The sequence below is a fragment of the Variovorax sp. J22G73 genome, assembly GCF_030317035.1.
GTDB lineage: Bacteria > Pseudomonadota > Gammaproteobacteria > Burkholderiales > Burkholderiaceae_C > Variovorax.
Window position 1 is genome coordinate 102,033 of the sequence record NZ_JASZYK010000019.1, and the last position, 23,442, is coordinate 125,474.

Annotated in this window: 33 protein-coding genes; 7 read left to right on the plus strand and 26 right to left on the minus strand. The window is 67.7% G+C overall.

Annotated elements, in window-relative coordinates; translation table 11 throughout:
* The first annotated feature begins 8 nt into the window (after nucleotides 1-8).
* The 5 genes from QTI51_RS36510 (at nucleotide 9) to zwf (ending at nucleotide 4,493) form a co-directional block, all read left to right on the plus strand.
* The gene (locus QTI51_RS36510) at nucleotides 9-587 is read left to right on the plus strand and encodes a hypothetical protein (RefSeq protein WP_116913550.1); all 579 of its coding nucleotides are present in this window, start codon (nucleotides 9-11) and stop codon (nucleotides 585-587) included.
* Between the two features lie 80 nt (nucleotides 588-667).
* Nucleotides 668-1,396: a helix-turn-helix transcriptional regulator gene (locus QTI51_RS36515; RefSeq protein ID WP_116913551.1), complete on the plus strand. Its 729-nt coding sequence runs from the start codon at nucleotides 668-670 to the stop codon at nucleotides 1,394-1,396.
* A 198-nt stretch (nucleotides 1,397-1,594) separates the two neighbouring features.
* The gene (locus QTI51_RS36520; RefSeq protein ID WP_116913552.1) at nucleotides 1,595-2,464 is read left to right on the plus strand and encodes a DMT family transporter; all 870 of its coding nucleotides are present in this window, start codon (nucleotides 1,595-1,597) and stop codon (nucleotides 2,462-2,464) included.
* A gap of 120 nt (nucleotides 2,465-2,584) precedes the next feature.
* Nucleotides 2,585-2,914 carry a hypothetical protein gene (locus QTI51_RS36525; RefSeq protein ID WP_116913553.1) on the plus strand — a complete coding sequence of 110 codons (330 nt, stop codon included), beginning with the start codon at nucleotides 2,585-2,587 and terminating at the stop codon, nucleotides 2,912-2,914.
* A gap of 115 nt (nucleotides 2,915-3,029) precedes the next feature.
* A complete protein-coding gene (zwf, locus tag QTI51_RS36530) occupies nucleotides 3,030-4,493 on the plus strand; it encodes a glucose-6-phosphate dehydrogenase (protein ID WP_116913554.1) in 1,464 nt (487 codons plus the stop codon).
* A 24-nt stretch (nucleotides 4,494-4,517) separates the two neighbouring features.
* On the opposite strand, the gene QTI51_RS36535 is transcribed toward zwf, so the two are convergent.
* The 11 genes from QTI51_RS36535 to QTI51_RS36585 all read right to left on the minus strand — a co-directional run bounded on the left by QTI51_RS36535 (nucleotide 4,518) and on the right by QTI51_RS36585 (nucleotide 13,216).
* Entirely contained in the window at nucleotides 4,518-5,561 is a 1,044-nt protein-coding gene (locus QTI51_RS36535) for an NADP-dependent oxidoreductase (RefSeq protein WP_116913555.1), read from the minus strand.
* A 154-nt stretch (nucleotides 5,562-5,715) separates the two neighbouring features.
* Nucleotides 5,716-7,080: a HAMP domain-containing sensor histidine kinase gene (locus QTI51_RS36540; protein ID WP_503011584.1), complete on the minus strand. Its 1,365-nt coding sequence runs from the start codon at nucleotides 7,078-7,080 to the stop codon at nucleotides 5,716-5,718.
* 139 nt (nucleotides 7,081-7,219) lie between these two features.
* Entirely contained in the window at nucleotides 7,220-7,912 is a 693-nt protein-coding gene (locus QTI51_RS36545) for a response regulator transcription factor (protein ID WP_165840518.1), read from the minus strand.
* 50 nt (nucleotides 7,913-7,962) lie between these two features.
* Nucleotides 7,963-8,370 (minus strand): hypothetical protein, encoded by a 408-nt coding sequence (locus QTI51_RS36550; RefSeq protein ID WP_116913558.1) that lies wholly within the window; start codon nucleotides 8,368-8,370, stop codon nucleotides 7,963-7,965.
* Nucleotides 8,364-8,771 (minus strand): DUF4260 domain-containing protein, encoded by a 408-nt coding sequence (locus tag QTI51_RS36555; protein WP_286518075.1) that lies wholly within the window; start codon nucleotides 8,769-8,771, stop codon nucleotides 8,364-8,366. Before QTI51_RS36555 ends, QTI51_RS36550 begins: the two co-directional genes overlap by 7 nt.
* 94 nt (nucleotides 8,772-8,865) lie before the next feature.
* Entirely contained in the window at nucleotides 8,866-9,333 is a 468-nt protein-coding gene (locus QTI51_RS36560) for a Spy/CpxP family protein refolding chaperone (RefSeq protein WP_116913560.1), read from the minus strand.
* Between the two features lie 130 nt (nucleotides 9,334-9,463).
* The gene (locus QTI51_RS36565) at nucleotides 9,464-9,850 is read right to left on the minus strand and encodes a DUF4148 domain-containing protein (protein ID WP_116913561.1); all 387 of its coding nucleotides are present in this window, start codon (nucleotides 9,848-9,850) and stop codon (nucleotides 9,464-9,466) included.
* Nucleotides 9,851-9,990: 140 nt separating this feature from the next.
* Nucleotides 9,991-11,802: a phosphoenolpyruvate--protein phosphotransferase gene (gene ptsP / locus QTI51_RS36570; RefSeq protein ID WP_116913562.1), complete on the minus strand. Its 1,812-nt coding sequence runs from the start codon at nucleotides 11,800-11,802 to the stop codon at nucleotides 9,991-9,993.
* 10 nt (nucleotides 11,803-11,812) lie between these two features.
* Nucleotides 11,813-12,082 (minus strand): HPr family phosphocarrier protein, encoded by a 270-nt coding sequence (locus tag QTI51_RS36575; protein WP_081266134.1) that lies wholly within the window; start codon nucleotides 12,080-12,082, stop codon nucleotides 11,813-11,815.
* Nucleotides 12,051-12,506, minus strand: coding sequence for a PTS sugar transporter subunit IIA (locus QTI51_RS36580; protein WP_116913563.1), 456 nt, complete (start codon nucleotides 12,504-12,506; stop codon nucleotides 12,051-12,053). Before QTI51_RS36580 ends, QTI51_RS36575 begins: the two co-directional genes overlap by 32 nt.
* Before the next feature lie 122 nt (nucleotides 12,507-12,628).
* The gene (locus QTI51_RS36585; RefSeq protein WP_286518078.1) at nucleotides 12,629-13,216 is read right to left on the minus strand and encodes a hypothetical protein; all 588 of its coding nucleotides are present in this window, start codon (nucleotides 13,214-13,216) and stop codon (nucleotides 12,629-12,631) included.
* 147 nt (nucleotides 13,217-13,363) lie between these two features.
* Here QTI51_RS36585 and QTI51_RS36590 point away from each other — a divergent pair, with 147 nt between their 5' ends.
* Together QTI51_RS36590 and QTI51_RS36595 are read left to right on the plus strand one after the other, a co-directional pair.
* The gene (locus QTI51_RS36590; RefSeq protein WP_286518079.1) at nucleotides 13,364-13,861 is read left to right on the plus strand and encodes a TlpA family protein disulfide reductase; all 498 of its coding nucleotides are present in this window, start codon (nucleotides 13,364-13,366) and stop codon (nucleotides 13,859-13,861) included.
* 373 nt (nucleotides 13,862-14,234) lie between these two features.
* Nucleotides 14,235-14,822, plus strand: coding sequence for a GNAT family N-acetyltransferase (locus QTI51_RS36595; protein ID WP_286518080.1), 588 nt, complete (start codon nucleotides 14,235-14,237; stop codon nucleotides 14,820-14,822).
* Between the two features lie 32 nt (nucleotides 14,823-14,854).
* Here QTI51_RS36595 and QTI51_RS36600 read toward each other — a convergent pair whose 3' ends face one another.
* From QTI51_RS36600 to QTI51_RS36670, 15 genes are all read right to left on the minus strand, one after another.
* Complete coding sequence (locus QTI51_RS36600; protein WP_116913567.1) at nucleotides 14,855-15,361, minus strand: peroxiredoxin; 507 nt, start codon at nucleotides 15,359-15,361, stop codon at nucleotides 14,855-14,857.
* Nucleotides 15,362-15,443: 82 nt separating this feature from the next.
* Nucleotides 15,444-15,713 (minus strand): 30S ribosomal protein S17, encoded by a 270-nt coding sequence (gene rpsQ, locus QTI51_RS36605; RefSeq protein ID WP_007838145.1) that lies wholly within the window; start codon nucleotides 15,711-15,713, stop codon nucleotides 15,444-15,446.
* A 9-nt stretch (nucleotides 15,714-15,722) separates the two neighbouring features.
* The gene (gene rpmC, locus QTI51_RS36610) at nucleotides 15,723-15,932 is read right to left on the minus strand and encodes a 50S ribosomal protein L29 (protein ID WP_116913581.1); all 210 of its coding nucleotides are present in this window, start codon (nucleotides 15,930-15,932) and stop codon (nucleotides 15,723-15,725) included.
* Nucleotides 15,933-15,987: 55 nt separating this feature from the next.
* Nucleotides 15,988-16,404: a 50S ribosomal protein L16 gene (rplP, locus tag QTI51_RS36615; protein ID WP_093136308.1), complete on the minus strand. Its 417-nt coding sequence runs from the start codon at nucleotides 16,402-16,404 to the stop codon at nucleotides 15,988-15,990.
* A gap of 52 nt (nucleotides 16,405-16,456) precedes the next feature.
* Nucleotides 16,457-17,368, minus strand: a complete 912-nt coding sequence (rpsC, locus tag QTI51_RS36620; protein WP_081266126.1) for a 30S ribosomal protein S3 — start codon at nucleotides 17,366-17,368, stop codon at nucleotides 16,457-16,459.
* A 17-nt stretch (nucleotides 17,369-17,385) separates the two neighbouring features.
* Entirely contained in the window at nucleotides 17,386-17,718 is a 333-nt protein-coding gene (gene rplV / locus QTI51_RS36625; protein WP_007838134.1) for a 50S ribosomal protein L22, read from the minus strand.
* A 9-nt stretch (nucleotides 17,719-17,727) separates the two neighbouring features.
* On the minus strand, nucleotides 17,728-18,006 hold the full coding sequence (gene rpsS, locus QTI51_RS36630; protein WP_007838132.1) for a 30S ribosomal protein S19: 279 nt from the start codon (nucleotides 18,004-18,006) through the stop codon (nucleotides 17,728-17,730).
* Nucleotides 18,007-18,016: 10 nt separating this feature from the next.
* Complete coding sequence (gene rplB / locus QTI51_RS36635) at nucleotides 18,017-18,841, minus strand: 50S ribosomal protein L2 (protein ID WP_093057772.1); 825 nt, start codon at nucleotides 18,839-18,841, stop codon at nucleotides 18,017-18,019.
* A 2-nt stretch (nucleotides 18,842-18,843) separates the two neighbouring features.
* A complete protein-coding gene (gene rplW / locus QTI51_RS36640) occupies nucleotides 18,844-19,179 on the minus strand; it encodes a 50S ribosomal protein L23 (RefSeq protein ID WP_007838129.1) in 336 nt (111 codons plus the stop codon).
* Nucleotides 19,176-19,796 carry a 50S ribosomal protein L4 gene (gene rplD / locus QTI51_RS36645; protein WP_093218836.1) on the minus strand — a complete coding sequence of 207 codons (621 nt, stop codon included), beginning with the start codon at nucleotides 19,794-19,796 and terminating at the stop codon, nucleotides 19,176-19,178. Before rplD ends, rplW begins: the two co-directional genes overlap by 4 nt.
* Nucleotides 19,796-20,476: a 50S ribosomal protein L3 gene (rplC, locus tag QTI51_RS36650; protein WP_116913568.1), complete on the minus strand. Its 681-nt coding sequence runs from the start codon at nucleotides 20,474-20,476 to the stop codon at nucleotides 19,796-19,798. Before rplC ends, rplD begins: the two co-directional genes overlap by 1 nt.
* Before the next feature lie 220 nt (nucleotides 20,477-20,696).
* A complete protein-coding gene (locus QTI51_RS36655) occupies nucleotides 20,697-21,242 on the minus strand; it encodes a hypothetical protein (RefSeq protein WP_116913569.1) in 546 nt (181 codons plus the stop codon).
* 17 nt (nucleotides 21,243-21,259) lie between these two features.
* Nucleotides 21,260-22,846 (minus strand): carboxypeptidase-like regulatory domain-containing protein, encoded by a 1,587-nt coding sequence (locus QTI51_RS36660; protein ID WP_116913570.1) that lies wholly within the window; start codon nucleotides 22,844-22,846, stop codon nucleotides 21,260-21,262.
* Nucleotides 22,847-22,996: 150 nt separating this feature from the next.
* Nucleotides 22,997-23,311, minus strand: a complete 315-nt coding sequence (gene rpsJ, locus QTI51_RS36665; protein ID WP_007838118.1) for a 30S ribosomal protein S10 — start codon at nucleotides 23,309-23,311, stop codon at nucleotides 22,997-22,999.
* 21 nt (nucleotides 23,312-23,332) lie between these two features.
* Nucleotides 23,333-23,442: EF-Tu C-terminal domain-related protein (locus tag QTI51_RS36670; RefSeq protein ID WP_495574034.1), on the minus strand; the 110-nt coding region annotated here is incomplete at its 5' end.

Consider the following 23,442-nt stretch of genomic DNA (forward strand, 5'->3'; position numbering starts at 1 on the left):
GACACGCCATGCCCCAACACCACGCACCCCACGAAACCCACGCGAAGCACGACACCCAGGACGTCTGGTCGGTCGAAGGCCGCTTCCAGCACCTGGTCTACAGCCCCAAGGGCGGCATCGAGGGCGTGCTGATCGACACCGACGGCGTGGCCACGCAGTTCGTGTTCGAGCGCCACGACGAAGGCGCCGCCACCGCCTTCGAGGGCCTGCAGGTCGGCCAGGCGCTGGTGATCGAGGGCACCGAGGAAGGGCCCTCGCCCAAGGGCGAGGCCGGCCACACGGTGTACCGCTTCGAGCGGCTCGCCTCCATCGACGGCGAGGCGCCCCGGCACGCGCACCCGGACGAGCGCATCGAAGGCACCGTGGTGCGCCTGAACTACGCACGCCATGGCGAGGCCAACGGCGTGGTGCTGGACACGGGCGACTTCGTCCACACCAAGCCCGACGGCTTCGCGCACCTGGGCCTGAAGGTGGGCGACAAGGTGCGCGCCGAAGGACGCGCGCAGCCGCTGGCCACGGGCGAAGGGCGCGTGGTGGAGGCCGTGCGGGTCAATGGGCGGGCGGTGCGGGAGGCGGAAGAAGGCTGAGGCCGGCAGCCTCCACCCGGTTGGCACGGTTGGCACCGAGGGCGGGCGCGCGGACAATTCGCGCCAGCCCATGACCCGCCATGATCCGTCCTGACTTGCCGCTGCCGCTGACCTTGCCCCTGCCAGAGCGGCACGACCTCGTGCTGCGCGACTACAGCGCCTCGCACGGCAGCCACGCGCACGACCACTTCCAGGTGCTGATCGGGCTGGAAGGCGTGCTCGAGATCGAGGTGGAAGGCCGGGGCGCGGGCATCGGCGCCGGCGAGGCGCAGGTGGTCTCGCCCGGCGACCGGCACGACTTCCAGGCCCGCGGCCGGCACAGCCGCTGCCTGGTGCTGGATACCTCGCACGCCGGCTGGGCCCGTTGCGCCGAGCGCGCGCCGGTCGACGCACCGCAGCTGCACTCGCTGGCGCGCTACCTGGCGCAATGCATGGCGCGGCCGCAGGCGTCGGCGCTGGCGCTGCTGCACGGGCCGGCGCTGCTGCTGGAGGCCTGGCGGCCGCAAGCGCCCGCTGCGTCGGACTCGCGCCGCCGGCGCATCGACTGGACCCTGCTCGCCGACTGGGCGCGGGCGCGGTGGCATGAACCCATGAGCGTCGCCGACCTGGCCGAAGTCGCCTGCCTGAGCCCCAGCCAGTTCGCGCAGCGTTGCCGCGATGAGCAGGGGATGGGCGCGATGCAATGGCTGCGCGCGATGCGGCTGGCGCATGCGCGCGAGCTGCGGCTGGGCGGGACGAGCGTGGCGGAGACGGCGCGGCGCACGGGGTACAGGTCGCCTTCGGCGTTGACTGCGGCGTTGCGGCGCTGATTGGGGGGTGTTGCTCCCTCCCCCTCTGGGGGAGGGTCGGGGTGGGGGCACGACGGCGTGCGAAACAACGCAGCGCTTAATCGAAGTCCTGCCCCCATCCCAACCTTCCCCCAAAGGGGGAAGGAGCATCCCCCCAAACCGTCGTTTCCCGACGACGCACCGTCATTGCCCGACGACCGCATCGCGTAGCCTCCTTGCATGTCATCGACCGCCTACGCCCTGCTCGCCATCGCGCTCTGGACCACCCTCGCCTCGCTGGGCACCGCCCTGTCGCACCTGCCGCCTTTCCTGCTCACCGGCCTGGCGCTGATCATCGGCAGCGTGCCGAGCTGGCCGCTGGTGCTGCGCGACCGGCGCGCCTGGAAGGTGCCGGCGCGCACGCTGGCGCTCGGCGTCTACGGCCTGTTCGGCTACCACTTCCTGCTGTTCATCGCGCTGCGCTACGCGCCGCCGGTGGAGGCCAACCTGGTCAACTACCTGTGGCCGCTGCTCATGGTGGTGCTGGCGCCGGTGCTGCTGCCGGGCGTCACGCTGCGCCCGCTGCACCTGGTGGCGGGGCTGCTGGGGTTCGCGGGCGCGGCGGCGGCCATCCTCGGCGCGGGCGGCGGTGGCGGTGGCGACAGTGCCGGTGGAAGCTCGACCTTCACCATGTACTGGGGCTTCCTGCCCGCGCTGGCCTCGGCCTTCGTCTGGGCCAGCTACTCGCTGGGAACGAAGCGCGTCGCGGCCTTTCCGACCTCGGCCATCGGGCTGTTCGGCCTGGTCTCGGGCGTGCTGTCACTCGCCTGCCACGCGCTGCTCGAACCCTCGGTGGCGCTGTCGGGGCGCGACTGGCTGCTGCTGGTGCTGTGCGGCCTGGGCCCGCTGGGCGCGGCCTTCTTCGTGTGGGACATGGCGCTCAAGCGCGGCGACGCGCGCCAGATCGGCATCCTGAGCTACATCACGCCGCTGGGCTCAACCGCGCTGCTGCTGCTGGTCACCGGCCGGCCGCTGACATGGACCATCGTGCTGGCGGCATGGCTCATCATCTCGGCGGCGGTGATGGGCACCCGCGCGCGGCGCGACTGAGCCGATCGGGCCGATCGGGCCGATCAGGCCGACGGGGCCGACTGAATCAGGCTGTGTCCGACGGGTTACCCACCCGTTTTCTGGCTAGAGTGGAGGTTCAGAAAAAAAGGAGCCACCCCTATGGACAACAAGAACAAGAACAAGAACGAGGATTTCGAAATCACCCCCAAGCTGGTGTTCGACCTGAACCTGGCGCTGTACCTCGACCTGGTGGCCGCGCTGGAAAGCGCGGGCGCCGTCACCTACCGCCAGATGGCGGCCCGGGTGCTGAACGTGAGCATGGACGCCCGCGCCGACGGCGAGGTCGGCCTGTCCACCGTGCTCGAAGGCGTCGCCAAGGGCTTTGCCGGCCAGAGCGACGGCATGTCCATCGAACTGCTGAAGGCCGCGCACGGCCTGCGCGACGACGAGGCCCTGGGCGACGTGCCCATGCGCCCCGCCATCGACTGACCCTCCCCCCGGGGTCCGCTCTCGCGCCTGCAGCGGCCTTCCAGCCTTTCGGGGGCCGCGCCCCCTGGCACCGAAATCGCTTGGGCCTTGGGCACAACAGCTCCAAGGTGACAACATGGCGAAGATCCCTCCCGGTGTCGGTCCGCGTTTTCCGCAGGTGGTGGTGCTGGTGGGCGCCACCGGCGACCTGGCCCGGCGCAAGCTGCTGCCGGGGCTGTTCCACCTGTGCAGCGCCGGCTTCATTCCGGGCTGCCGGATCATCGGCGTGTCGCTCGACGAACTCGACGTCGACGGCTTTCGCGACGCGGCCCGCTCGGCCCTCGACGAGTTCAGCAGCCGCAAGACCACCTCCGCCGACTGGGACACCTTCGCGGCCAACCTCGACTACGTGCCGCTCTCGGCCGGCGCCGCCGCCCTGCGCGCCGCGGTCGACCGCGCCGAGGCCTCGCTGGGCACCGAGTGCCGGCGCCTGCACTACCTGAGCGTGCCGCCCAGCGCGGCGCTCACCGTGGTGCGCACGCTGGGCGAGGCCGGGCTGGTGGAGCGCTCGCGCATCGTGATGGAAAAGCCCTTCGGCACCGACCTGGCGAGCGCCGTCAAGCTCAACGGCAAGCTGCACGAGGTGTTCCAGGAAGAGCAGATCTTTCGCATCGACCACTTCCTGGGCAAGGAGCCGGCGCAGAACATCCTGGCGTTCCGTTTCGCGAACGGGCTCTTCGAGCCCATCTGGAACCGCAACTTCATCGACCACGTGCAGATCGACGTGCCCGAAACGCTGGGCCTGGGCAAGCGCGCGGGCTTCTACGAGCAGACCGGCGCCTACCGCGACATGGTGGTCACGCACCTGTTCCAGATCCTGGCGTTCATGGCCATGGAGCCGCCCACCGCGCTGGAGCCCGCGCCCATCAGCGAGGAAAAGAACAAGGTGTTCCGCAGCATGGAGCCCATTCGCCCCGCCGACGTGGTGCGCGGCCAGTACAGCGGCTACCGCGCCGAGGAAGGCGTGGACCCCGACTCTGACACCGAGACCTTCATTGCGCTGAAGTGCCACATCGACAACTGGCGCTGGGCCGGCGTGCCCTTCTACCTGCGCACCGGCAAGCGCATGGCCGAGGGCCAGCGCATCATTTCCATCGCGTTCCGCGAGCCGCCCAAGAGCATGTTCCCGCCCGGCTCGGGCGTGGGCGCGCAGGGGCCGGACCACCTCACCTTCGACCTGGCGGACGCCTCGAAGATGTCGCTGTCGTTCTACGGAAAGCGCCCCGGCCCCGGCATGCGGCTGGACAAGCTGAGCCTGCAGTTCGCCATGCGCGACACCGGCATGGCGGGCGAGGTGCTGGAGGCCTACGAGCGGCTGATCCTCGACGCGATGCGCGGGGACCGCACGCTGTTCACCACGGCCGAGGGCATCGAAAGGCTGTGGGAGGTGTCGACCGCGCTGCTCGAATCGCCGCCGCCGGTGCGGCTGTACGAGCAGGGGTCGTGGGGGCCGAAGCCGGTGCACCAGCTGATTGCGCCGCACGCGTGGCGCCTGCCCTTCGAGCGGGCGTGGCGCGACCCGAACAAGTCCGGCAACTGAGGCGCGACGGCCCCGGCGTCGTGCTCAGGCCTCGGCCACCTGCAGCACCAGCTTGCCGAAGTTCTCCCCCGCGAACAGCTTGTTGAGCGACTCGGGGAAGGTGTCGAGCCCCTTCACCACGTCTTCCTTGCTCTTCATGCGGCCGTCCTTCAGGTAGCCGGCCAGCTCGGCGATGGCGATGGGGTAGCGGTCGGCGTAGTCGAACACCACGATGCCCTCCATGCGCGCGCGGTTCACCAGCAGGCTCAGGTAGTTGCGCGGGCCGGCCGCGGGCATGCTGTTGGCGTTGTTGTACTGGCTGATGGCGCCGCAGATGATGATGCGGGCCTTGCGCGCCAGCTTGGCCAGCACGTGGTCGAGGATCTCGCCGCCGACGTTGTCGAAGTACACGTCCACGCCCTTGGGGCAATGCTCCTTCAGGCCCGCGCGCACCGCGCCCTCGCCGGCCTTGTAGTCGATGCAGGCGTCGAAGCCCAGCTCCTTCACCACCCATTCGCACTTGGCGGCGCCGCCGGCGATGCCGACCACGCGGCAGCCCTTGAGCTTGGCCAGCTGGCCCACGGTCTGCCCCACGGCGCCGGCCGCGCCCGAGACCACCACGGTTTCGCCGGGCTGGGGCTGGCCGACGTCCATCAGGCCGAAGTAGCCGGTCATGCCGGGCATGCCCAGCACGTTGAGCCACTGGCCGATGGTGCCGACGTTCAGGTCGATCTTCACCAGGCCGTTGCGCTTCAGGTCTTCCTGCGCGACGAGCATGTATTCCTGCACGCCCAGCGTGCCGTACACGGTGTCGCCCACGGCGAACCTGGGGTTCCTGGAGGCGACCACGCGGCCCACGCCGCCGGCGCGCATCACCTCGTCGATGGCCACGGGCGGGATGTAGCTCTTGGCGTCGTTGAGCCAGCCGCGCATGGCCGGGTCCAGCGAGAGCGACAGCGTCTTCACCAGCACGCCGCCTTCGGCCGGCTCGCCGACGGGCTCGGTGGTGAACTTCCAGTTCTCGCGGGTGGCGGTGCCTTCGGGGCGCTTGGCGAGGCGGACCTGGTGGTTGGTGAGGGTGCTGCTCATGGTGTCTCCTTCTGGGGGGCCGAGGTAAGCCGATGTAGGCCGTTGGGATCTGCGTGGGCCGCTGCGGCCCCGGGAGGCGCATCGTAGCCGCGGGCCCCGGGCCGGCTGGTAGCGCAGGCGACAGCCCCGGGGCCCGTCGCTCAGCCCCGACCGCTCAGGTCAGCCGGACGATGATCTGCAGGCCCGGCCCGCCGTTGCGCACCGTGAGCTCGCCGCCGTGCGCCTCGGCGATCAGCCGGCACAGGTACATGCCCAGGCCCACGCCGCCGGTGGTGCGCGCCCGCGCGCCGTCGGTGCGGTAGAAGGGCTCGGTGAGCCGCTCCAGCTGTTCCTCGTCCACGCCGGGGCCATGGTCGCGCACCTCAATTTCCACGCCCTGCCTGCTGCCGTCGAGCACCGCGCGCAGCGACACGCAGGGCGGGCGCGGCGCGTCGGCGCTGTAGCGCAGCGCGTTGTCCAGCAAGTTGCGCACCAGCAGGCGGATGCGCATGCGGTCGACGGCATGCGGCGGCAGCCCGTCGGCCAGGTCCAGGTGCACATGCTGCGCGCCGGGCATCTCGGCCACGGTCTCGCGGATGAGCACGGCCAGGTCGACCGGCTCGCGCAGCAGCGCCACGTGCGGGCTCGCCAGGCGCTCGCTTTCGAGCAGGTCGCTGATGAGGTCGCGCATCTCGTTGAGGTCGCGCAGCAGCGCGTCGCGCTCGGCCTGGCCTTCGGGCGTGGCGGGCAGCAGCTCGGCGTTGAGGCGGGCGCGCGTGAGCGGCGAGCGCAGCTCGTGGCTCAGCGCCAGCAGCAGCCCGCGCTTGGCGTCGAGCATGGCCTGGATGTCGTCGGCCATGGTGTTGATGCGTTGCGCGAGGTCGCCCAGGTCGTCGTTGCGGCGCACGGGAATGGGCTGCGTGAACTCGCCGCGGCCGAAGCGCTGCGCGCCTTCGCGAATGTCGATCAGCGGGCGCAGCAGCCGGCTCACGTAGGCGTAGCCCAGCAGCACGCACGACAGCAGCAGCCCGAGCGTGGCCCAGCCGATGGCGCGCGGCGCCAGTTGCCAGAGCTTGGGCGCCCAGCCGAAGATCACCCGGTGGCCGTCGGCCGTGGGGCGTATGAACCACTTGTCGCCACCGAAGATGTCGTCGCGGTCGTGCATCCAGCCGCCGGGGCTGCTCGCGCCGCCGGGGTTGGAGTCCCAGTTGACGGTGGGCCCGACGATGCGGATGGTGATGGGCAGCCGGGCCACCAGCGCCTGCGCGCGCGTCACGTCGGGCGGCGTGCCTATTTCGGCGACCAGGCGGTCGGTGTAGTCGGTCAGCATGGGCTTGGCGGCCTCGGCCCAGCCGGTGGAGAACGACTTCTTCATGCCGCCCATGAACACGCCCGCCATCACCAGCGCGAGCAGCACGAACATCAGCACCAGCCGCACGCGCAGCGAGCGGCGCCAGCGGCGCTTGCCCTGCACCTTCTCGTTCCAGCGGGCGTGCCACTGCTTGCGCCACTCCTCGCGCGTCATGACCTCGCCGGGCATGTCCTCACGGCACGCCATGCGCCGCCGCATTTCGCGCATGGCGGCGCGGTGGTCCCTGCGGGCAGTGCTCATCGGCGTGCCTTCGCGCGTCGCACCGCGGCGCCAGCTTCAGCCTGCTGGAGGCGGCCAGGCGCTGCGCTCATGCCGGCTCGCTGCGCGCCACGGCCAGCGCATAGCCGGCGTTGCGCAGCGTCTTGATGCAGTCCAGCGGCTCCAGCTTCTTGCGCAGGCGGCTCACCACGATGTCGACCGCGCGCGTGTACAGCTCGGCCTCGTGGCCGCGCAGGCGGTTGAGGATGTCGTCGCGGCTGAACACCTTGCCGGGTTCGGCGGCCAGCAGCGCCAGCAGCTCGAACTCGGTGCCGGTGAGCTCCACGCGCTCGCCGTGGCGCAGCACCTGGCGCCGGTCGAGGTCGATCGACAGGCCGTCGAACACGCGCTGCTGCGTGCTGCTCGATGCGGGCGGCGCGCTGCGCTGGCGGCGCAGGATGGTCTGCACGCGCGCCACCAGTTCGCGCGGCTCGAAGGGCTTGGGCACGTAGTCGTCGGCACCCAGCTCGAGGCCGACCACGCGGTCCATCACCTCGCCGCGGGCGGTGAGCATCACGATGGGAATGTCGCTTTCCTTGCGGATCTCGCGGCACAGCGCAAAGCCGTCCATCTCGGGCAGCATCACGTCGAGGATGGCCGCGTCGTAGGTGAAGGCGCGCAGCTTGGCGAGGCCTTCGCTCGGGCGCACGGCGCTGTCGAGCGTGCAGCCGAAGCGTGCGAAGTAGGTGGTCAGCGGCGCGGCGAGGTGTTCGTCGTCGTCGATCAACAGGATGCGCGGCATGGCGGGATTGTGCCTCCTGGCAAGGAAATGGCGGATGACTTCGCTGACCATCAAACCTGCCGGCATCGCACCGCCCAGGTCAGGCCCATCACCAGCAGTGAGAGCAACAGCGCATGAAAGACCACGTCGGGCACGGTGTGCGGACCGATGCCCGCGACGATGGTGCCCAGCCCGACCAGCGTGCCCAGCAGCGCGAAGCCCTGCCCGAAGAGGGCGGCGCGGCGCGCGTCGTGGGGCCGCAGCCAGGTCTCGACGGCGGCGAGCACCAGCACGGTGGCGATCACCGCCTCGGCCGTGCGGGCCGCGGCGTGCGCGTAGCCCGGCACGAGGAAGCCGGCGTGCACCATCGACGCCGTGCCGAGCACGAGCGCCTCGGTCAGCAGCCAGGCGCGCGCGGCGCCCGGGCGCATCACCGGGGCGGGTGCGGAGGTGGGGGTGGGGGCGGAACGACTCACCATGGATCGGCCCGGCCGATGCGGCCGAGGTGCGTGAAGGCGAAGCCCGCGGCGTACTTCAGGCCGTAGCCGAGCGCGCGGTCCAGCCCGATGTGGGTCAGCCAGATCAGGCCGCCGGCCACCGCCCACGGCGTGGCCGCCAGCACGCCGAAGGCCAGCAGCAGCACCGGCCCCGCGTACGAATGCGCGGCGTTGTACAGCGCCGCGCCCACGCGCGCGCCGGCAACGTAGCCCAGCAGCGAGAGGTCGGGCGCCAGCAGCCAGAGCGCGAACACGCCCCAGCCCGCGCCGAACTGGGCGTAGGCGGCAAGCGCCACGCCGAGCACCACCGCGCCTTCGAGCCGCAGCAGCGCGCGCACGCCACCCGCTGCCGCGGCCTGTTCGGCGGCCCGTTCCAGGGACACCGTGGAACCGGCTTCGCCGGTCCACAGGTGTCGCCCCCTCGCAGGGGGTTGGCGCAGCGACACGAAGTGCGCGAAGCCTGGGGGTGAGTCAAGCTCAGCCACGATGGCTCCAGCGGCGGCCGCCGCGGTCCATGAAGTCGCGCACCTTCTGCTGCTGGGCGGCGTTCAGGTTGTCGTAGAAGTCGGCGGCGGCCGCGATGATCTCGGGGCTGCCGTTGCGCACGGCCGTGGTCTTCTCGTCGACCAGGCGCGTGGCGCCGGCCTGGTCGAGCTTGTTGCCCGCGAACAGCGCCTTGAACTGCGAGCGCGGGTCGCCCGAGCCGCCGGCACCGCGCATGGCTTCGCGCTGCGCCTGCAGCTTCTCGGCCAGCACCGTGAGCTTCTGCTTCTGGTTGGCGTCGAGCTCGAGCTTGCTGCCCACGCGCTCGACCATCCTGGCTCGGAACTCGGCGCTGTCGCCGCCGCCCCAGCCGTGGCGTTGGCCGGCACAGCCGGCAATGCTTCCGGCCACCATGGCGGCGCCTGCGAAACCGAAGAGAGTGCGTTTGATCCAGTGCTTCATATCAAGTCCTTGGTGTTGTCTTGTGAGGAGGAAGCTCGATGGTGCGATGGGCACCGGGCCAAGTCCTCTCGCCGCGGTATCGGCGTGTTTCGCTTTATTGCGACGGATGTGGCAACAAGCGTGGGGCTGCTTACAGCCGGCTGCTCTTGGCGTTGGCGGCAGCGGCGCGGGCGTCGACGGGGTTCTGCAGGGTCGAGATGACCTTGCTGTTCACGCGCGAGCCGGACGACACGTTCTGGTCGGGCGCGGCGGCGGCACGAACCGCTTCGGCGACCACGCGCTCGCGCTCCATCGACACGGCCATGGTCTCGGCGCCGCGCGATCCGCGCACCACGTTCTGGTTGGGTGCCGAGGCGGTGCGCAGGGCTTCGGCGTTCACGTCGGCGCGGCTCTTGGCCGACACGGCGGGTTGCACGCCTTCGTAGCTTTCAGCCTTCGCGCCCGCGGCGGCGAGCATGGCGAAGGAGCTGATGGCGATGATCTGGGAGAAGGAAACGGAGGTGGAGACGAACTTCATGATGCAGGCCTTTCTTTCAGGGGTTGAAGGAGAAGGCCTGATCGTGCTTGCGGGCGCTGCGCAAGTCCTTTCGCCGCGGTTGCGGCATGTATCGTTTCTTTTCACCCGCCCGCAGGGCGGGTGAAAAGAACGAAGAGCGCTCAGCCCGCCATGGTGGCGGCGGGGTCGTCCGACTCGAGCACGGCCTTGGCCCAGGCCTCGAGCTTGCCGGTGTCGGCGCGCAGCACTTCCTGCTTGACCGCGAGGATGCGCGAGGGGTGCATCGAGAAGCTGCGCAGGCCCAGGCCCAGCAGCAGGCGCGTGAAGGCCACGTCGCCGGCCATTTCGCCGCACACCGACACGCCCTTGCCCTGGCGTCGGCATTCGGCGATGGTGTCGGCCACCAGGCGCAGCACGGCGGGGTGCGCCGGGTCGTACAGGTGCGCGACCGATTCGTCGGCACGGTCGATGGCCAGCGTGTACTGGATCAGGTCGTTGGTGCCGATCGACAGGAAATCGAAGTGCTTCAGGAAGATGCGCAGCGTGAGCGCGGCCGCCGGAATCTCGATCATGGCGCCGAGCTTCACCGGGCCGTGCACCACGCCGCGGTTGTCGAGCTCCGTGCGCGCGAAGTCGATGAGCGACAGCGTCTGGCGGATCTCGCTCGCGTGCGCGAGCATGGGAATGAGCAGGTGGATTTCGCCGTGCGCCGCCGCGCGAAGAATGGCGCGCAGCTGCGTCAGGAACATGGCCGGGTCGGCCAGGCTCCAGCGAATGGCGCGCAGGCCGAGCGCGGGGTTCAGGTGCTCCTGCTTGTTGGCCGACTTGCTGTCCAGAGGCTTGTCGGCGCCCACGTCGATGGTGCGGATGGTCACGGGCATGCCCTGCATGCCCTCGACCGCGCGCTTGTAGGCCTGGTACTGCTCTTCTTCGTCGGGCAGGCGCGTCTGGCGCGTGGACGACTCGCGGCCCATGAACAGGAATTCGCTGCGGAACAGGCCCACGCCCACCGCGCCGGCCTTGACCGCGCCCAGCGTGTCCTCGGGCATCTCGATGTTGGCCAGCAGCTCGACACGCTGGCCGTCGAGCGTGACGGCCGGCTTGTGGCGCAGCCGCGCGAGCCGGCCGCGCTCCAGGTCACCCTGGCGCTGCTTGAAGCCGTACTCGGCCAGGATGATCGGCGAGGGGTCGACGATGACCACGCCGGCGTCGCCGTCGATGATGACCCAGTCGTCCTGGCGCACCAGCTGGCTCGCGGTGCGCGCGCCGACCACGGCCGGAATGTCCATGCTGCGCGCGACGATGGCGGTGTGCGAGGTGCGCCCGCCCACGTCGGTGACGAAGCCGGCGAACACGCTCTTCTTGAACTGCAGCATGTCGGCCGGCGACAGGTCGTGCGCGATGAGCACCAGCGGCACGTCGATGCCGTCGCCCGCGGTGGGGTCGTCGTGGTCGTCGTTGTCGTCCAGCGGCGCGGCGGCGCGCTTGCGGCGCGGCGGGCTCGGCGCCAGCACGGCGGCGGTGCCCTTCATGCGGTGAAGCAGGCGCTCGACCACCTGTTCGAGGTCGGCCTTGCGCTCGCGCAGGTAGGCGTCTTCCATCTCGTCGAACTGGCGCGCGATGATTTCCAGCTGCGTGGTCAGCGCCCATTCGGCGTTGTAGAGCCGCTCGCTGATCCAGTGCTTCACGCCGGTGCTCAGGGCCTCGTCCTGCAGCAGCATCTGGTGCACCTCGAGCAACGCCGAGAGCTCGTGCGGCGCGTCGTTCGGGCCCATGAGCGCCACGTTGGCCTGCAGCTTGATGAGCTCGTCGGCCACCGCGTTGCGCGCGGTGCGCACACGGTCGATCTCGGTCTCGATCTCTTCGGGCTTGATGAAGTAGTGGGCCACGTCGATGCGGCTGGACACCACCAGCACCGCGCGCCCGATGGCAATGCCACGGGCAACGGGAAGGCCGTGGACTGCGAAAGTCATCGGAGGGTCCTTATTCGCCTTCGCCGAACTTGTCGTCCATCAAGTGGACGATGGCGTTCATCGCTTCTTCTTCCTGCGGGCCGTTGGTCTCGAGCTCGACGGTGGAGCCCAGCCCGGCGGCCAGCATCATCACGCCCATGATGCTCTTGGCGTTGATGCGGCGGTCACCGCGCGACAGCCACACCTCGCAGGGAAAGCTGCCTGCGAGCTTGGTCAGCTTGGCCGACGCGCGTGCGTGCAGGCCCAGCTTATTGCTGATGGTCACGGATTTCTTGATCACTGTGCTTTCTCTTCGCCTGGTTCTGGGGAGCCGCCACCGCCACCTGCATGACGCCGGCGGTGCCGCCCGCGAGGGCGCGCTGCACCAGCGTCTCGAGCGGCTCGTGCCGGTAGGTGACCGCGCGCAGCAGCATCGGGAGGTTCGCCCCCGCCACCAGCCGCGAACGGACGCCGTCCACGAGTTTCTGCGCCACGTTGCAGGGCGTGGCACCGAACACATCGGCCAGCACCAGCACCTGCGAGCGCGGAGCGCGCAACTGCTGCTCGAGCGTGATGCGCGCGGCGGCCAGCGTTTCTTCGGGCGACACGTTGGGCAGCACGTCGAGCGCGACGATGGCCTGCTCGCAGTCGGGGAACACATGCAGCGCGCACTGCCGCAGCGCATGTGCGAACGGTGAGTGGGCGATGATGAGGATGCTGTTCATGCGGGACGGGGGACGACGCGCCGATTATGCGGGGCGGCCCACGGGAAGTAGATATGTGACACAACGCGGCAGCCCCGAAAAACGGACAGTGCGGCACGAAACAGACCGGCCACGCGCCATCGTCATGGCAGGCGCAGGCCCTCGAAGAAGGTCTTCGACGCCTCGGCCGAAGCGGGCGTGCCCAGCACGGTGGCCTGGTAGAGCGCCACGGTGCCGTCTTTTTGCGACTGGGCGAACCACAGGATCTGCACGGTGGGCGCGCCCTGCTTTCGCGCTTCGAGCCGCAGCGGCGCGGGCGTGGCGGTCGCGCGCTGCAGCGTTTCGGGGGTTTCCGCCAGCTGCATGTCGCTCGATTCGCCCGGTTTGACCAGCTGGGCGCGCGTGGCGGTGCGCCAGGCGGCGAGCCACGCCTCGGCCTGCGCGGGTCCGTCGGCGGAGGCATGTGCGATGGCGAAGGTGGCGCCGCCCGCGTCGCAGCCCGCCATGTCGACCTTGACCGATTCCGCGCCCAGCGGCACGGCGCGGTCCGCGCGATCGGCCTTGCAGGGCAGCAGCGCGGTCAGGCCCGCGTCGGCAACCGGCACCTCGCGCCAGTTGAAGGTGGGGCTGCACGCGGCGAGCAGCGCCGCGGCGGCCAGCACCCGCGAGGCGCAAGCGGCAAGGGAGGCGGAAGAGCTGGGAGAGCTGGAAGAGGTGGACCTGGGCGGCATGGGGGAGCGATTATCGGCCGGGCCGTACCGCGCAGCGGCGCTCCAGGGGTGGGCCAGGGGCAGTGCGGTCGCGGCCAGCACGATCGGGCAGGCGGAACTAAACTAGCGCCGCTCCTGTCTGCTCCCTTTCCCCTCCCCTGTGATGCCATGAAGAAATACATCGCCGCTGCCTCCGTCGTCATCGCGCTGGCTGCCGGCGTGGGCGTGTACTTCGGCTCCAGTGCCACCGCCGCGCCGGCCTCGACCTTCGTGCTGCTCGACGGCTCGCAAAAGAGCACCGCCGACCTGAAGGGCAAGGTCACCCTGGTCAACTTCTGGGCCACGAGCTGCGTGACCTGCGTGGGCGAGATGCCCAAGGTGATCGCCACCTACGACAAGTACAAGGCGCAGGGCTACGACACCCTCGCCGTGGCCATGAGCTACGACCCGCCGAGCTACGTGGTCAACTTCGCCGAAACGCGCATGCTGCCCTTCAAGGTCGCCATCGACAACACCGGCAGCGTGGCGCAGGCCTGGGGCGACGTGAAGCTCACGCCCACGACCTACCTGGTCAACAAGCGCGGCGAGATCGTGAAGCGCTACGTGGGCGAGCCCGATTTCGCCGAGCTGCACAAGCTGATCGAGAAGCTCCTGGCCGAGGCCTGATCGCTCGCCCTTTCCCTTCTCGTTTCCCTGCCCGAAGGCGCTCTTGAAGGAGCGCCTTTGCTTTTTGGGTTACGGAGCTTTGGTGGGAGAAAGATGCCGTCGATCGCGGCGCAGGCATGGCCTCGCCGGCGCATAGCAACAACCCGAAGCAGCCTGGGGCCCGGACTTTGCTAAATTGCGCCTTCCGCAGCATCGCGCGCTCCGCGCCTTTCTCGATGACCGATTCCCCAGTGGCCGCCTTTCCGGCGGCTTCCGGTGCCAGAGCTCTCGCCCCGTTCGTCACTGGCCGCGACCATGCCGCGCTTCCCTTGCTGGCGCTGCCGCTGTGCGCGTCCTGCAAGGGGTCGGGCCGTCGGGCCTCTTCCTTGCGCCTATGAGCTTTTCCGTCTCCCGCCCCCTGCCGCTGTCGGCCATGCCGGCCGTCGTGCTGATCGTGCCCGAGGAGCAGCACGAGATCGACGCCACGCGCGCGATCTTCCGCGACTACGCGGGCTCGCTGGGCATTGACCTCGATTTCCAGGATTTCGACGGCGAACTGGCCGGTCTGCCCGGCGACTACGCCGAGCCGCGTGGCACCTTGCTGCTGGCGCTGGTCGACGCGGCGAATGTGAAGGAAGACGCCGGCCGCCAGGCGCCGACGTTGAAGCGCGCCGACGGCACGCTGGCGCACGTGGCGGGCTGCTGCGCACTGCGCCCACTGGACAACGTGGACCACGTCAACGCCGCGGAAATGAAGCGCCTGTACGTGCGCCCGGGTTTTCGCGGACTGGGCCTCGGCCGGCAGCTGGCCGAGGCGATCCTGGATGCCGCACGCGGCGCCGGCTACGGCTGCGTGCTGCTCGACACCCTCGACGACATGGAGTCCGCCCGCGCCCTCTACGAGGACCTGGGCTTCGCCGAGGTGCCGCGCTACTATCACAACCCCGTTGCCGGGGCGCATTACCTGAAGGCGGAGCTCTAGAGCTCTAGCTGGCTGGCTGGCCGCCCGCAGGCTCAGCCGCGGGCTTGCGCCAGCAGCGTGTCTGCGTCGCTGACTTCGAACTTGCCCGGGCCTTCGACGTTGAGCGTCGCGACCTTGCCGTCCTTCACGAGCATCGAATAGCGGTTGCTGCGCACGCCCATGCCGCGGCCGGTCAGGTCAAGCGTGAGGCCGGTGGCCTTGGCGAAATCGGCGCTGCCGTCGGCCAGCATGCGCACCTTGGCGCCGGTCTTCTGGTCGCGCGCCCAGGCGCCCATCACGAAGGCGTCGTTCACGCTCACGCACCAGATCTCGTCCACACCGGCGGCCTTGAAGTCGTCGAAGTGCTGCACATAGCCCGGCACGTGCTTGGCCGAGCAGGTTGGCGTGAAGGCGCCGGGCAGCGCGAACAGCGCAATGGTCTTGCCCGCCGATGCCTTGGTCACGTCGACCGCGTTCGGGCCGATGCTGCAGCCCTCGCCCTCGACTTCGGAATATTCCTGCAGGGTGGCCGAGGGAAGGGTGTCGCCGACTTTGATCATGTAAGTGCTCCGGAAAAAGAAAAACGGCCCACATTGTGGGCCGTTTTCAGGTGGGCTGTCTCGAGCCGGGTATCCGGTCTGCTTAGACCAGGACAGCCTTCTCGACCAAGCGGGTCACAACCCAGTTCTTGGTCTTCGAGATCGGACGGCTTTCCGTGATCTCGATGGTGTCGCCCAGCTTGTACTCGCCCTTTTCGTCATGGGCGTGGTACTTGCTCGTCTTGGCCACGATCTTGCCGTAGAGCTCGTGCTTCACACGGCGCTCGACCAGCACGGTCACGGTCTTGGCACGCTTGTCGCTGACCACCTTGCCGATCAAGGTGCGCTTGAGGGATTTTTTAGGTTCCGTCATGTTCACTCCTTACTTGGCGGCGGGGGTTTCTTGCTGCTTCTGAGCAAGAATGGTCTTGGCGCGAGCGATGTCGCGGCGCGTCACGCGCAGCGTCGAGGTGTTCGACAGCTGTTGCGTGGCCTTCTGCATGCGCAGGCCGAAATGGGCCTTCTGCAGTTCCTTGACTTCGGTCTTCAGCTCTGCGACGTCCTTCGTGCGCAGGGTTGCAGCCTTGGTCACCTTGGCCGGAGCCGCGGTTTCTTTTTTCTTACGGGTTGCCATCAGTGTTCTCCTCTCAGGCGCCGAGCTGGCGAGCGACGAACGTCGTGCGCAGCGGAAGCTTGGCGGCGGCCAGGCGGAACGCTTCGCGGGCGAGTTCTTCGGGCACGCCGACGATCTCGAACACGATCTTGCCGGGCTGGATTTCGGCGACGTAGTACTCGGGGTTGCCCTTACCGTTACCCATCCGCACTTCAGCGGGCTTGGTAGAGATGGGCTTGTCCGGGAACACGCGGATCCAGATACGGCCACCGCGCTTCACGTGACGCGAAATCGCGCGACGAGCGGCTTCGATCTGGCGTGCCGTGAGGCGGCCGCGATCGGTGCATTTGAGACCGAAATCACCGAACGCAACCGAGTTACCCGTGGTTGCGACGCCGGTGTTGCGGCCCTTTTGTTCCTTGCGGAACTTTCTGCGTGCAGGTTGCAGCATGTTTTATTACTCCGTGAGAGCCCCAGGCGCTTTCGCGCCCGGGAGCGACCGATTACTCGGTCTTGGCACCGTCCGCTGCTGCAGCGGGCGCGGCTTTGCGGACGCGCTTAACGGCGGGTTTCGAGTCTGCACCGGCACCGCCGGTTGCTTCTGCGGGCTTGTCGCTGCCATCGGCGGGAGCGGTGTTGCCACCGATCGGGCCACGGCCGCCGGCACGGGGGCCGGGACCACGACGGTCGCCACCCGGACGGTCGCCAGGGCGACCATCACGGCGGGGACCACGCGGACGACGTTCTTCTTCAGGACGCGGCGTTTCGACGGCCGGCAGGTCGTTGCGACCCAGCGTGTCGCCCTTGTAGACCCAGACCTTGACGCCGATGACGCCGTACGTGGTCTTGGCTTCCGAGGTGCCGTAGTCGATGTCGGCGCGCAGGGTATGAAGCGGCACGCGGCCTTCGCGGTACCACTCGGTACGTGCGATCTCGATGCCGTTCAGGCGGCCAGCGGACATGATCTTGATGCCCAGGGCACCCAGACGCATGGCGTTTTGCATGGCGCGCTTCATGGCGCGGCGGAACATGATCCGCTTTTCGAGCTGCTGCGTGATGCTGTCGGCGATCAGTTGCGCATCGATTTCGGGCTTGCGCACTTCTTCGATGTTGACTGCAACCGGCACGCCGAGCTGCTTGCCCAGTTCGCGCTTGAGGTTCTCGATGTCTTCGCCCTTCTTGCCGATCACGACGCCCGGACGTGCCGAGTAGATCGTGATGCGTGCGTTCTTGGCGGGACGCTCGATCATGACGCGCGACACCGAAGCGTTCTTCAGCTTCTTCTTCAGGTATTCGCGAACCTTGATGTCTTCGGCCAGCATGCCCGCGAAATCGCGGTCGCTTGCGTACCAACGGCTGGACCAGTTACGGGTAACCGCAAGGCGGAACCCGGTTGGGTGGATTTTCTGTCCCATATTTCTTCCAGGCCTTCTTAGTTGCCAACCGTCACGTACACATGGCACGTGGGCTTGCTGATGCGATTGCCGCGACCCTTGGCCCGCGCGGTGAAGCGCTTGAGCGTTGCACCTTGCTCGACGTAGATGGTCTTGACCTTCAGCTCGTCGATGTCGGCACCGTCGTTGTGCTCGGCGTTGGCGATAGCCGACTCCAGCACCTTCTTGATGATCACAGCGGCCTTTTTCTGCGTGAACTGCAGAACGTTGAGCGCTTGATCGACCTTCTTGCCGCGGATCAGGTCCGCGACCAGACGGCCCTTGTCGACCGACAGGCGGACACCGCGGAGGACTGCACGTGTTTCAGACATGGTCGTTCCTTACTTCTTCTGGACTTTTTTGTCCGCGGGGTGCCCCTTGAACGTGCGCGTGAGCGCAAATTCGCCGAGCTTGTGGCCGACCATCTGGTCGGTGATGTACACGGGCACGTGTTGCTTGCCGTTGTGCACAGCGATGGTCAGACCGATGAATTCGGGCAGGACCATCGAGCGGCGCGACCAGGTCTTGATCGGCTTCTTGTCCTTGGTCGTCACGGCCTTGTCGGCCTTGGCCACCAGGTGGTGGTCGACGAAAGGACCCTTTTTGAGAGAGCGAGTCATTGGCTATCCCTTACTTCTTGCGACGCGACACGATGAAGACCTGCGTGCGCTTGTTGTTACGGGTGCGATAGCCCTTGGTCAGATTGCCCCATGGGTCGACAGGATGGCGGCCTTCGCCAGTCTTGCCTTCGCCGCCACCGTGCGGGTGGTCGACCGGGTTCATCACGACGCCGCGAACGGTCGGGCGAATGCCCTTCCAGCGCTTGGCGCCGGCCTTGCCGAGTTGGCGCAGGCTGTGCTCTTCGTTGGCCACTTCGCCGATGGTTGCGCGGCATTCGATGTGGATGCGACGCACCTCACCCGAACGCATGCGGACCTGGGCGTAGACGCCTTCGCGAGCCAGCAGCGTGGCCGACGTGCCGGCCGAACGCGCGATCTGCGCGCCCTTGCCGGGTTGCAGTTCGATGCAGTGGATCGTCGAGCCGACCGGGATGTTGCGGATCGGCAGGGTGTTGCCGGCGCGGATCGGGGCTTCGGCGCCCGACAGCAGCGTTGCACCAGCTTCCAGACCGCGCGGGGCGATGATGTAGCGGCGCTCGCCGTCGGCGTAGCAGACCAGAGCGATGTGGGCGGTGCGGTTCGGGTCGTACTCGATGCGTTCGACCTTGGCCGGGATGCCGTCCTTGTTGCGCACGAAGTCGACAACGCGGTAGTGGTGCTTGGAACCACCGCCACGGTGACGGATCGTGATGTGACCGTTGTTGTTACGGCCGGCCTTCTGGAACTGGGGTTCCAGCAGGGCTGCGTGAGGAGCACCCTTGAACAGGTGATCACGCGAAATCTTCACCGCGCCGCGTTGGCCCGGCGAAGTGGGTTTCATCTTGATGACGGCCATGATTAAGCGCCTTCCCCGACGAGGTTGAGCTCTTGACCCGGCTTCAGGGTCACATAGGCCTTGCGAACGTTGTCGCGGCGGCCGATGGACTTGCCAAAGCGCTTGGTCTTGCCCTTGGTGTTGAGCACCGACACGCCCTGGACTTCGACCTTGAACATCAGTTCGACAGCGGCCTTGATCTCGGGCTTGGTGGCGTCTTGCAGCACCTTGAAAGTGACAGCGTTCGACTTTTCGCCGACCATCGTGGCCTTTTCGGACACGATCGGGGCGACCAGCACCGCCATCAGGCGGCCTTCTTCGAACGTACGTTCAGCGGCGGTAGGGTTCACGCGGCTCATGCGAACATCTCCTTGAGCTTGTCGACGGCACCCTTGGTGACCAGCACCTTCTTGTAGTGAACCAGCGACACCGGATCGGCGTAACGGGGTTCGACCACGAGGATGTTGACCAGGTTGCGCGAGGCAAGGTACAGGTTTTCGTCGACTTCTTCGGCGATCACGAGCACGGACTCGAGATTCATCGCCTTGAAACGGGCTGCCAGCGGCTTCGTCTTGGGCGAATCCACGGTCAGCGAATCCACCACGGCCAGACGGCCTTCGCGAGCGAGCTGCGAGAAGATGGCGGCCATGCCGGCGCGGTACATCTTCTTGTTGATCTTCTGCGAGAAGTTTTCGTCAGGCATGTTCGGGAAGATGCGGCCACCCCCGCGCCACAGCGGCGAGGACGTCATACCGGCACGGGCGCGGCCCGTTCCCTTTTGCTTGAAAGGCTTCTTGGTCGAGTGCTTGACCTGCTCGCGGTCCTTCTGGGCGCGCGTGCCTTGGCGGGCATTGGCCTGGAATGCAACGACGATCTGGTGGACCAGGTCTTCGTTGTAGTCACGGCCGAACACGGTTTCAGGGGCGTCGTACTTCGACGCGGCCTGGCCTTGTTCGTTCAGGAGTTCGAGTTCCATTACTTCGCTCCTTCAGCCGCTTGCGGCTTGGCCTTGATGGCGGGACGCACGGTGACGAAGCCACCCTTCGAACCCGGAATCGCGCCCTTGATGAGCAGCAGTTGACGTGCTTCGTCGATGCGGAACACGTCGAGGTTTTGCGTCGTGCGCGTGACGTCGCCGAGGTGGCCCGTCATGCGCTTGCCGGGGAACACGCGACCGGGGTCTTGTGCCATGCCGATCGAGCCGGGAACGTTGTGCGAACGGCTGTTACCGTGCGACGCGCGTTGCGAGCTCATGTTGTGACGCTTGATCGTGCCTGCGAAGCCCTTGCCGATGGAGGTGCCTTGCACGTCCACCTTCTGGCCCACGGAAAACACGCTGCTCGCCGCGATCACGCCGCCAGCCTTGTGCTGACCTGCGGTATCTGCGGTAACGCGGAATTCCTGGATGATTTCGCCTGCTTCGACACCTGCCTTGGCGAGGTGGCCGGCTTGGGGCTTGGTCACGCGCGATGCTTTGCGCGAACCGAACGTCACCTGCAGGGCGACGTAGCCATCGGTCTCTTGGGACTTGATCTGGGTCACACGGTTGTTGGACACATCCACCACCGTGACAGGAACTGCGTCCCCGTCATCGGTGAAGAGACGCATCATCCCCACCTTGCGGCCCAGCAACCCGAGGGAGTTGCTCAGACTCATATGTTTTCTCCAAAAATGGAAATCCTCTTCCGCCACTGCCACTTCAATTGGCAACAGCGTTTGCCAGATTTCTCCGGCTACGGAAGAAGGTTGATAAATCTCTGCCCAAACAACACCCTTGCGGACGCAACAAGGGCAGAGCCAGCGATTATAGCCCGCGGTGCGGGCATGGCGCAAGTGCCACTGTTCAGCCTGTGCAGCAGGCCTCGAAGACCCTGTTTCAGGGCTTTTTGGCGGGTGCCTTTGGCTCTTGGGCAGGCATCGAAATGACCTTTTCACCGTCCGGCGACGGTTTCATCTCGCCCGCTGGCTTGGTGGCCGGCGCGGCCGAACCCGTCTGGATGGGGATGGCCACGATGCTCATGGCACCGTTCTGCGTCACGAAGACGTTCAGATAGGCCAGGCCGTCGCCGCTGCTCGTCACCGTGGCGGTGGCGGTCGTGCGCTGGCCGGCGGGCAACGCGAAGCTGCTCTTCGTGGCCAGGGTCAGGCCTGCGTCGGTCGTCAGGCGCACCGTGGCGCCGGCTGGGTCGGTCACGCCATCGAACTGCAAGAAAACCGAGGCCTGACGACCGGCCTGCGCCGCTGCTTCGACCCGGTACTGGATTGCAACGCCCGAACCATTGGGCTTGCGCGCCGCGACCGTCAGAGAGGCATGGCGGTCGCTGCGTGCTGCCGGCACGCCGTCTGCACAGGCAGAGCCGGCGACGCCGAAAAACGCCAGCCAGGCCATGGCGGCGAACGTGGAGCGGGAATGGAGTTTCATGGCGGTCTTCCCCACGGCTATTGGATGGTCACGCCGAAGCAGGTGTTCGCGGCGGAGTTGTTGAGGTCGTTGATCACCAGCACATAGGGGCCGGGCGACAGCCTGAGCGATCCCGAGTTCCGGCCGACCACGCCGCCCTGGTAGACCGCGAAATTGGGATTCGCCCCTGCCGGCGCGCTGACGCTGAACTGGTACGCGCGATTGGCGGGCGCCGTGAAGCTCACATAGGCATAGCTTCCGAGTTTGTTCCCCGTCCGCGGGGCGGGGTCCGCCGCGTTCGTCACGCAAGCCTGGATGGCGCCGCCTCCAACCGTGGCCGGCTTGTACATCGGTAACGCGGCCGGCACGCCGCCGTCGTTGCTCTCCGCGCCGCCGTAGGCGTCGTTGGCAGCGCTGATGTTCTGGCCCGTCAGCAACGCGTTCAGCGCGGACGCGCTGCCAGTCGCGGCACTGTTGAATGCCGCGGCGAACGGATGGATCGAGGTCACCGGCGCGCCGCCCTTGAACAGTGCATTCGTCATCGTGTCGTGGATCGGCTTGAAACCCACCTGCTGGTTCAGGTTCCAGAAAATCGACTGGATCGATGTTTCCCGGAACCATCCCGGATTCGACGCGGGCCCCTTCGACAGGTCGAGGTTGCTGCCCTGGGCCTGGCCGGGGCCACCCGAATCGACATAGTTCCGCCGCCCGAGCGCAATGCCCGACCAGCCATTGCCCCACCCCTCGGAGAACGCGAGCCGGCGGTCGATCAGGTCCGCCGTAGAGTGCTCGCCGCCGGGTGAATCGTCGCGGCTGAACGCCGACTGGTAGTAGTGGCCCCACTCGTGCGCGATCACGGGCGCGTCGAATTCGTCGGTGTCCACGTCTTCCTTGCCGAGCACGTAGATTTCCGCGCCCGAACTCTGGGCGATGAAGAAGGTGGTGCCGATCTGCCCCAACGCGACGCTGCCGCCAGCGTTCGTGTTGCTGACGCTCCAGAACACCTTCAGCGACGGAAACGCCGTCGCCGGCGCCACCGACAACACCTTCTGCATCGCGATGTAGACCGTGTCCATCACGGCGAACGGTGCCGACACGCGCTGGCCGGTGTAGCTGGAGCCGCCCCAACCGCTGGGCGCGTGCAGGTCGCGGGTCAGCGCCGCGGCGCCCGTGGAGAACGCCGACGACTGCATGGAATAGATGGCGCTCGACTGCGTGTTGTCCCGCACGGTGACGTCCCAGGTCGCGCCCGGCCCGGGGCGCGTCAGCTGCGTGCGCACGCGTACGGTGACGGTCGTGTTCCCCGGCACGCTCACGGCATAGGCTCCACTGTCGTCGGTCGAAGTGACCACCAGTTGGTTGCCGCTGGTGTCGAGCACCTCGACGTAGGCGCCGCGCACCGGCTTGGACGTGGTGTCGGCGTACACGAGGGCGCCGTTGACGTTGGGCACCGACTCGTAGGTGGCGGTGCCGCTCAAGGTGACGGGGTTCGTCGTGGGGACGGGCAGGGGCAGCAAGGGCACGCCACCACCGCCGCCTCCCCCACCACCGCCGCAGGCGACCAGCAACGCCGCGGTCGCGATGCAAGCGACCAGGCCCGACTCAAAGGAGAACTTCTGTCTCATATCTTTTGCTGCCCTCATTTCAGCCCCGGCCAATGCGCTGAGGAATACCGGTGCGGGAGGATGCCACAGAAGGAGAGCAACTGTTAAGAACAGAAAAGCCCGCCTGCATTTCTGCAGGCGGGCTTTGTCAGGAGACGACGCGGGGTCGAATCACTGCAGCTTGATCTCGACGTCGACGCCAGCCGGCAGGTCGAGCTTCATCAGCGCGTCCACGGTCTTGTCGGTCGGGTCGACGATGTCCATCAGGCGCTGGTGGGTGCGGATTTCCAGCTGGTCGCGCGACGTCTTGTTGACGTGCGGCGAACGCAGGATGTCGAAGCGCTTCATGCGGGTCGGCAGGGGCACGGGGCCCTTGACGATCGCGCCGGTGCGCTTGGCGGTGTCCACGATTTCAGCGGCCGATTGGTCGATAAGCTTGTAGTCAAATGCCTTCAGGCGGATGCGGATTTTTTGCTTGGTAGCCATGGTGATTCCTTTGCGTGCCGCTTAGATGTCGAGGATCTTGGCGACGACGCCCGAGCCCACGGTACGGCCGCCTTCGCGGATGGCGAAGCGCAGGCCTTCTTCCATCGCGATCGGGTTGATCAGCTTCACGG

Bases quoted from the DNA above. Each gene is read 5' to 3' on its own strand.
- QTI51_RS36600 (WP_116913567.1), bottom strand. From the start codon at position 15,361: ATGATCAAAGTCGGCGACACCCTTCCCTCGGCCACCCTGCAGGAATAT.
- rplB (WP_093057772.1), bottom strand. From the start codon at position 18,841: ATGGCCGTCATCAAGATGAAACCCACTTCGCCGGGCCAACGCGGCGCG.
- QTI51_RS36550 (WP_116913558.1), bottom strand. From the start codon at position 8,370: ATGGTGAGTCGTTCCGCCCCCACCCCCACCTCCGCACCCGCCCCGGTG.
- QTI51_RS36560 (WP_116913560.1), bottom strand. From the start codon at position 9,333: ATGAAGCACTGGATCAAACGCACTCTCTTCGGTTTCGCAGGCGCCGCC.
- QTI51_RS36540 (WP_503011584.1), bottom strand. From the start codon at position 7,080: ATGCCCGGCGAGGTCATGACGCGCGAGGAGTGGCGCAAGCAGTGGCAC.
- QTI51_RS36660 (WP_116913570.1), bottom strand. From the start codon at position 22,846: ATGAGACAGAAGTTCTCCTTTGAGTCGGGCCTGGTCGCTTGCATCGCG.
- QTI51_RS36525 (WP_116913553.1), top strand. From the start codon at position 2,585: ATGGACAACAAGAACAAGAACAAGAACGAGGATTTCGAAATCACCCCC.
- rplC (WP_116913568.1), bottom strand. From the start codon at position 20,476: ATGAGTCTGAGCAACTCCCTCGGGTTGCTGGGCCGCAAGGTGGGGATG.
- rpsJ (WP_007838118.1), bottom strand. From the start codon at position 23,311: ATGGCTACCAAGCAAAAAATCCGCATCCGCCTGAAGGCATTTGACTAC.
- rplV (WP_007838134.1), bottom strand. From the start codon at position 17,718: ATGTCTGAAACACGTGCAGTCCTCCGCGGTGTCCGCCTGTCGGTCGAC.
- QTI51_RS36595 (WP_286518080.1), top strand. From the start codon at position 14,235: ATGAGCTTTTCCGTCTCCCGCCCCCTGCCGCTGTCGGCCATGCCGGCC.
- QTI51_RS36585 (WP_286518078.1), bottom strand. From the start codon at position 13,216: ATGCCGCCCAGGTCCACCTCTTCCAGCTCTCCCAGCTCTTCCGCCTCC.
- rplP (WP_093136308.1), bottom strand. From the start codon at position 16,404: ATGCTGCAACCTGCACGCAGAAAGTTCCGCAAGGAACAAAAGGGCCGC.
- rplW (WP_007838129.1), bottom strand. From the start codon at position 19,179: ATGAGCCGCGTGAACCCTACCGCCGCTGAACGTACGTTCGAAGAAGGC.
- zwf (WP_116913554.1), top strand. From the start codon at position 3,030: ATGGCGAAGATCCCTCCCGGTGTCGGTCCGCGTTTTCCGCAGGTGGTG.
- QTI51_RS36535 (WP_116913555.1), bottom strand. From the start codon at position 5,561: ATGAGCAGCACCCTCACCAACCACCAGGTCCGCCTCGCCAAGCGCCCC.
- QTI51_RS36655 (WP_116913569.1), bottom strand. From the start codon at position 21,242: ATGAAACTCCATTCCCGCTCCACGTTCGCCGCCATGGCCTGGCTGGCG.
- QTI51_RS36580 (WP_116913563.1), bottom strand. From the start codon at position 12,506: ATGAACAGCATCCTCATCATCGCCCACTCACCGTTCGCACATGCGCTG.
- rplD (WP_093218836.1), bottom strand. From the start codon at position 19,796: ATGGAACTCGAACTCCTGAACGAACAAGGCCAGGCCGCGTCGAAGTAC.
- QTI51_RS36590 (WP_286518079.1), top strand. From the start codon at position 13,364: ATGAAGAAATACATCGCCGCTGCCTCCGTCGTCATCGCGCTGGCTGCC.
- QTI51_RS36520 (WP_116913552.1), top strand. From the start codon at position 1,595: ATGTCATCGACCGCCTACGCCCTGCTCGCCATCGCGCTCTGGACCACC.
- rpsS (WP_007838132.1), bottom strand. From the start codon at position 18,006: ATGACTCGCTCTCTCAAAAAGGGTCCTTTCGTCGACCACCACCTGGTG.
- rpsC (WP_081266126.1), bottom strand. From the start codon at position 17,368: ATGGGACAGAAAATCCACCCAACCGGGTTCCGCCTTGCGGTTACCCGT.
- rpsQ (WP_007838145.1), bottom strand. From the start codon at position 15,713: ATGACGGAACCTAAAAAATCCCTCAAGCGCACCTTGATCGGCAAGGTG.
- QTI51_RS36510 (WP_116913550.1), top strand. From the start codon at position 9: ATGCCCCAACACCACGCACCCCACGAAACCCACGCGAAGCACGACACC.
- ptsP (WP_116913562.1), bottom strand. From the start codon at position 11,802: ATGACTTTCGCAGTCCACGGCCTTCCCGTTGCCCGTGGCATTGCCATC.
- QTI51_RS36545 (WP_165840518.1), bottom strand. From the start codon at position 7,912: ATGCCGCGCATCCTGTTGATCGACGACGACGAACACCTCGCCGCGCCG.
- QTI51_RS36515 (WP_116913551.1), top strand. From the start codon at position 668: ATGATCCGTCCTGACTTGCCGCTGCCGCTGACCTTGCCCCTGCCAGAG.
- QTI51_RS36565 (WP_116913561.1), bottom strand. From the start codon at position 9,850: ATGAAGTTCGTCTCCACCTCCGTTTCCTTCTCCCAGATCATCGCCATC.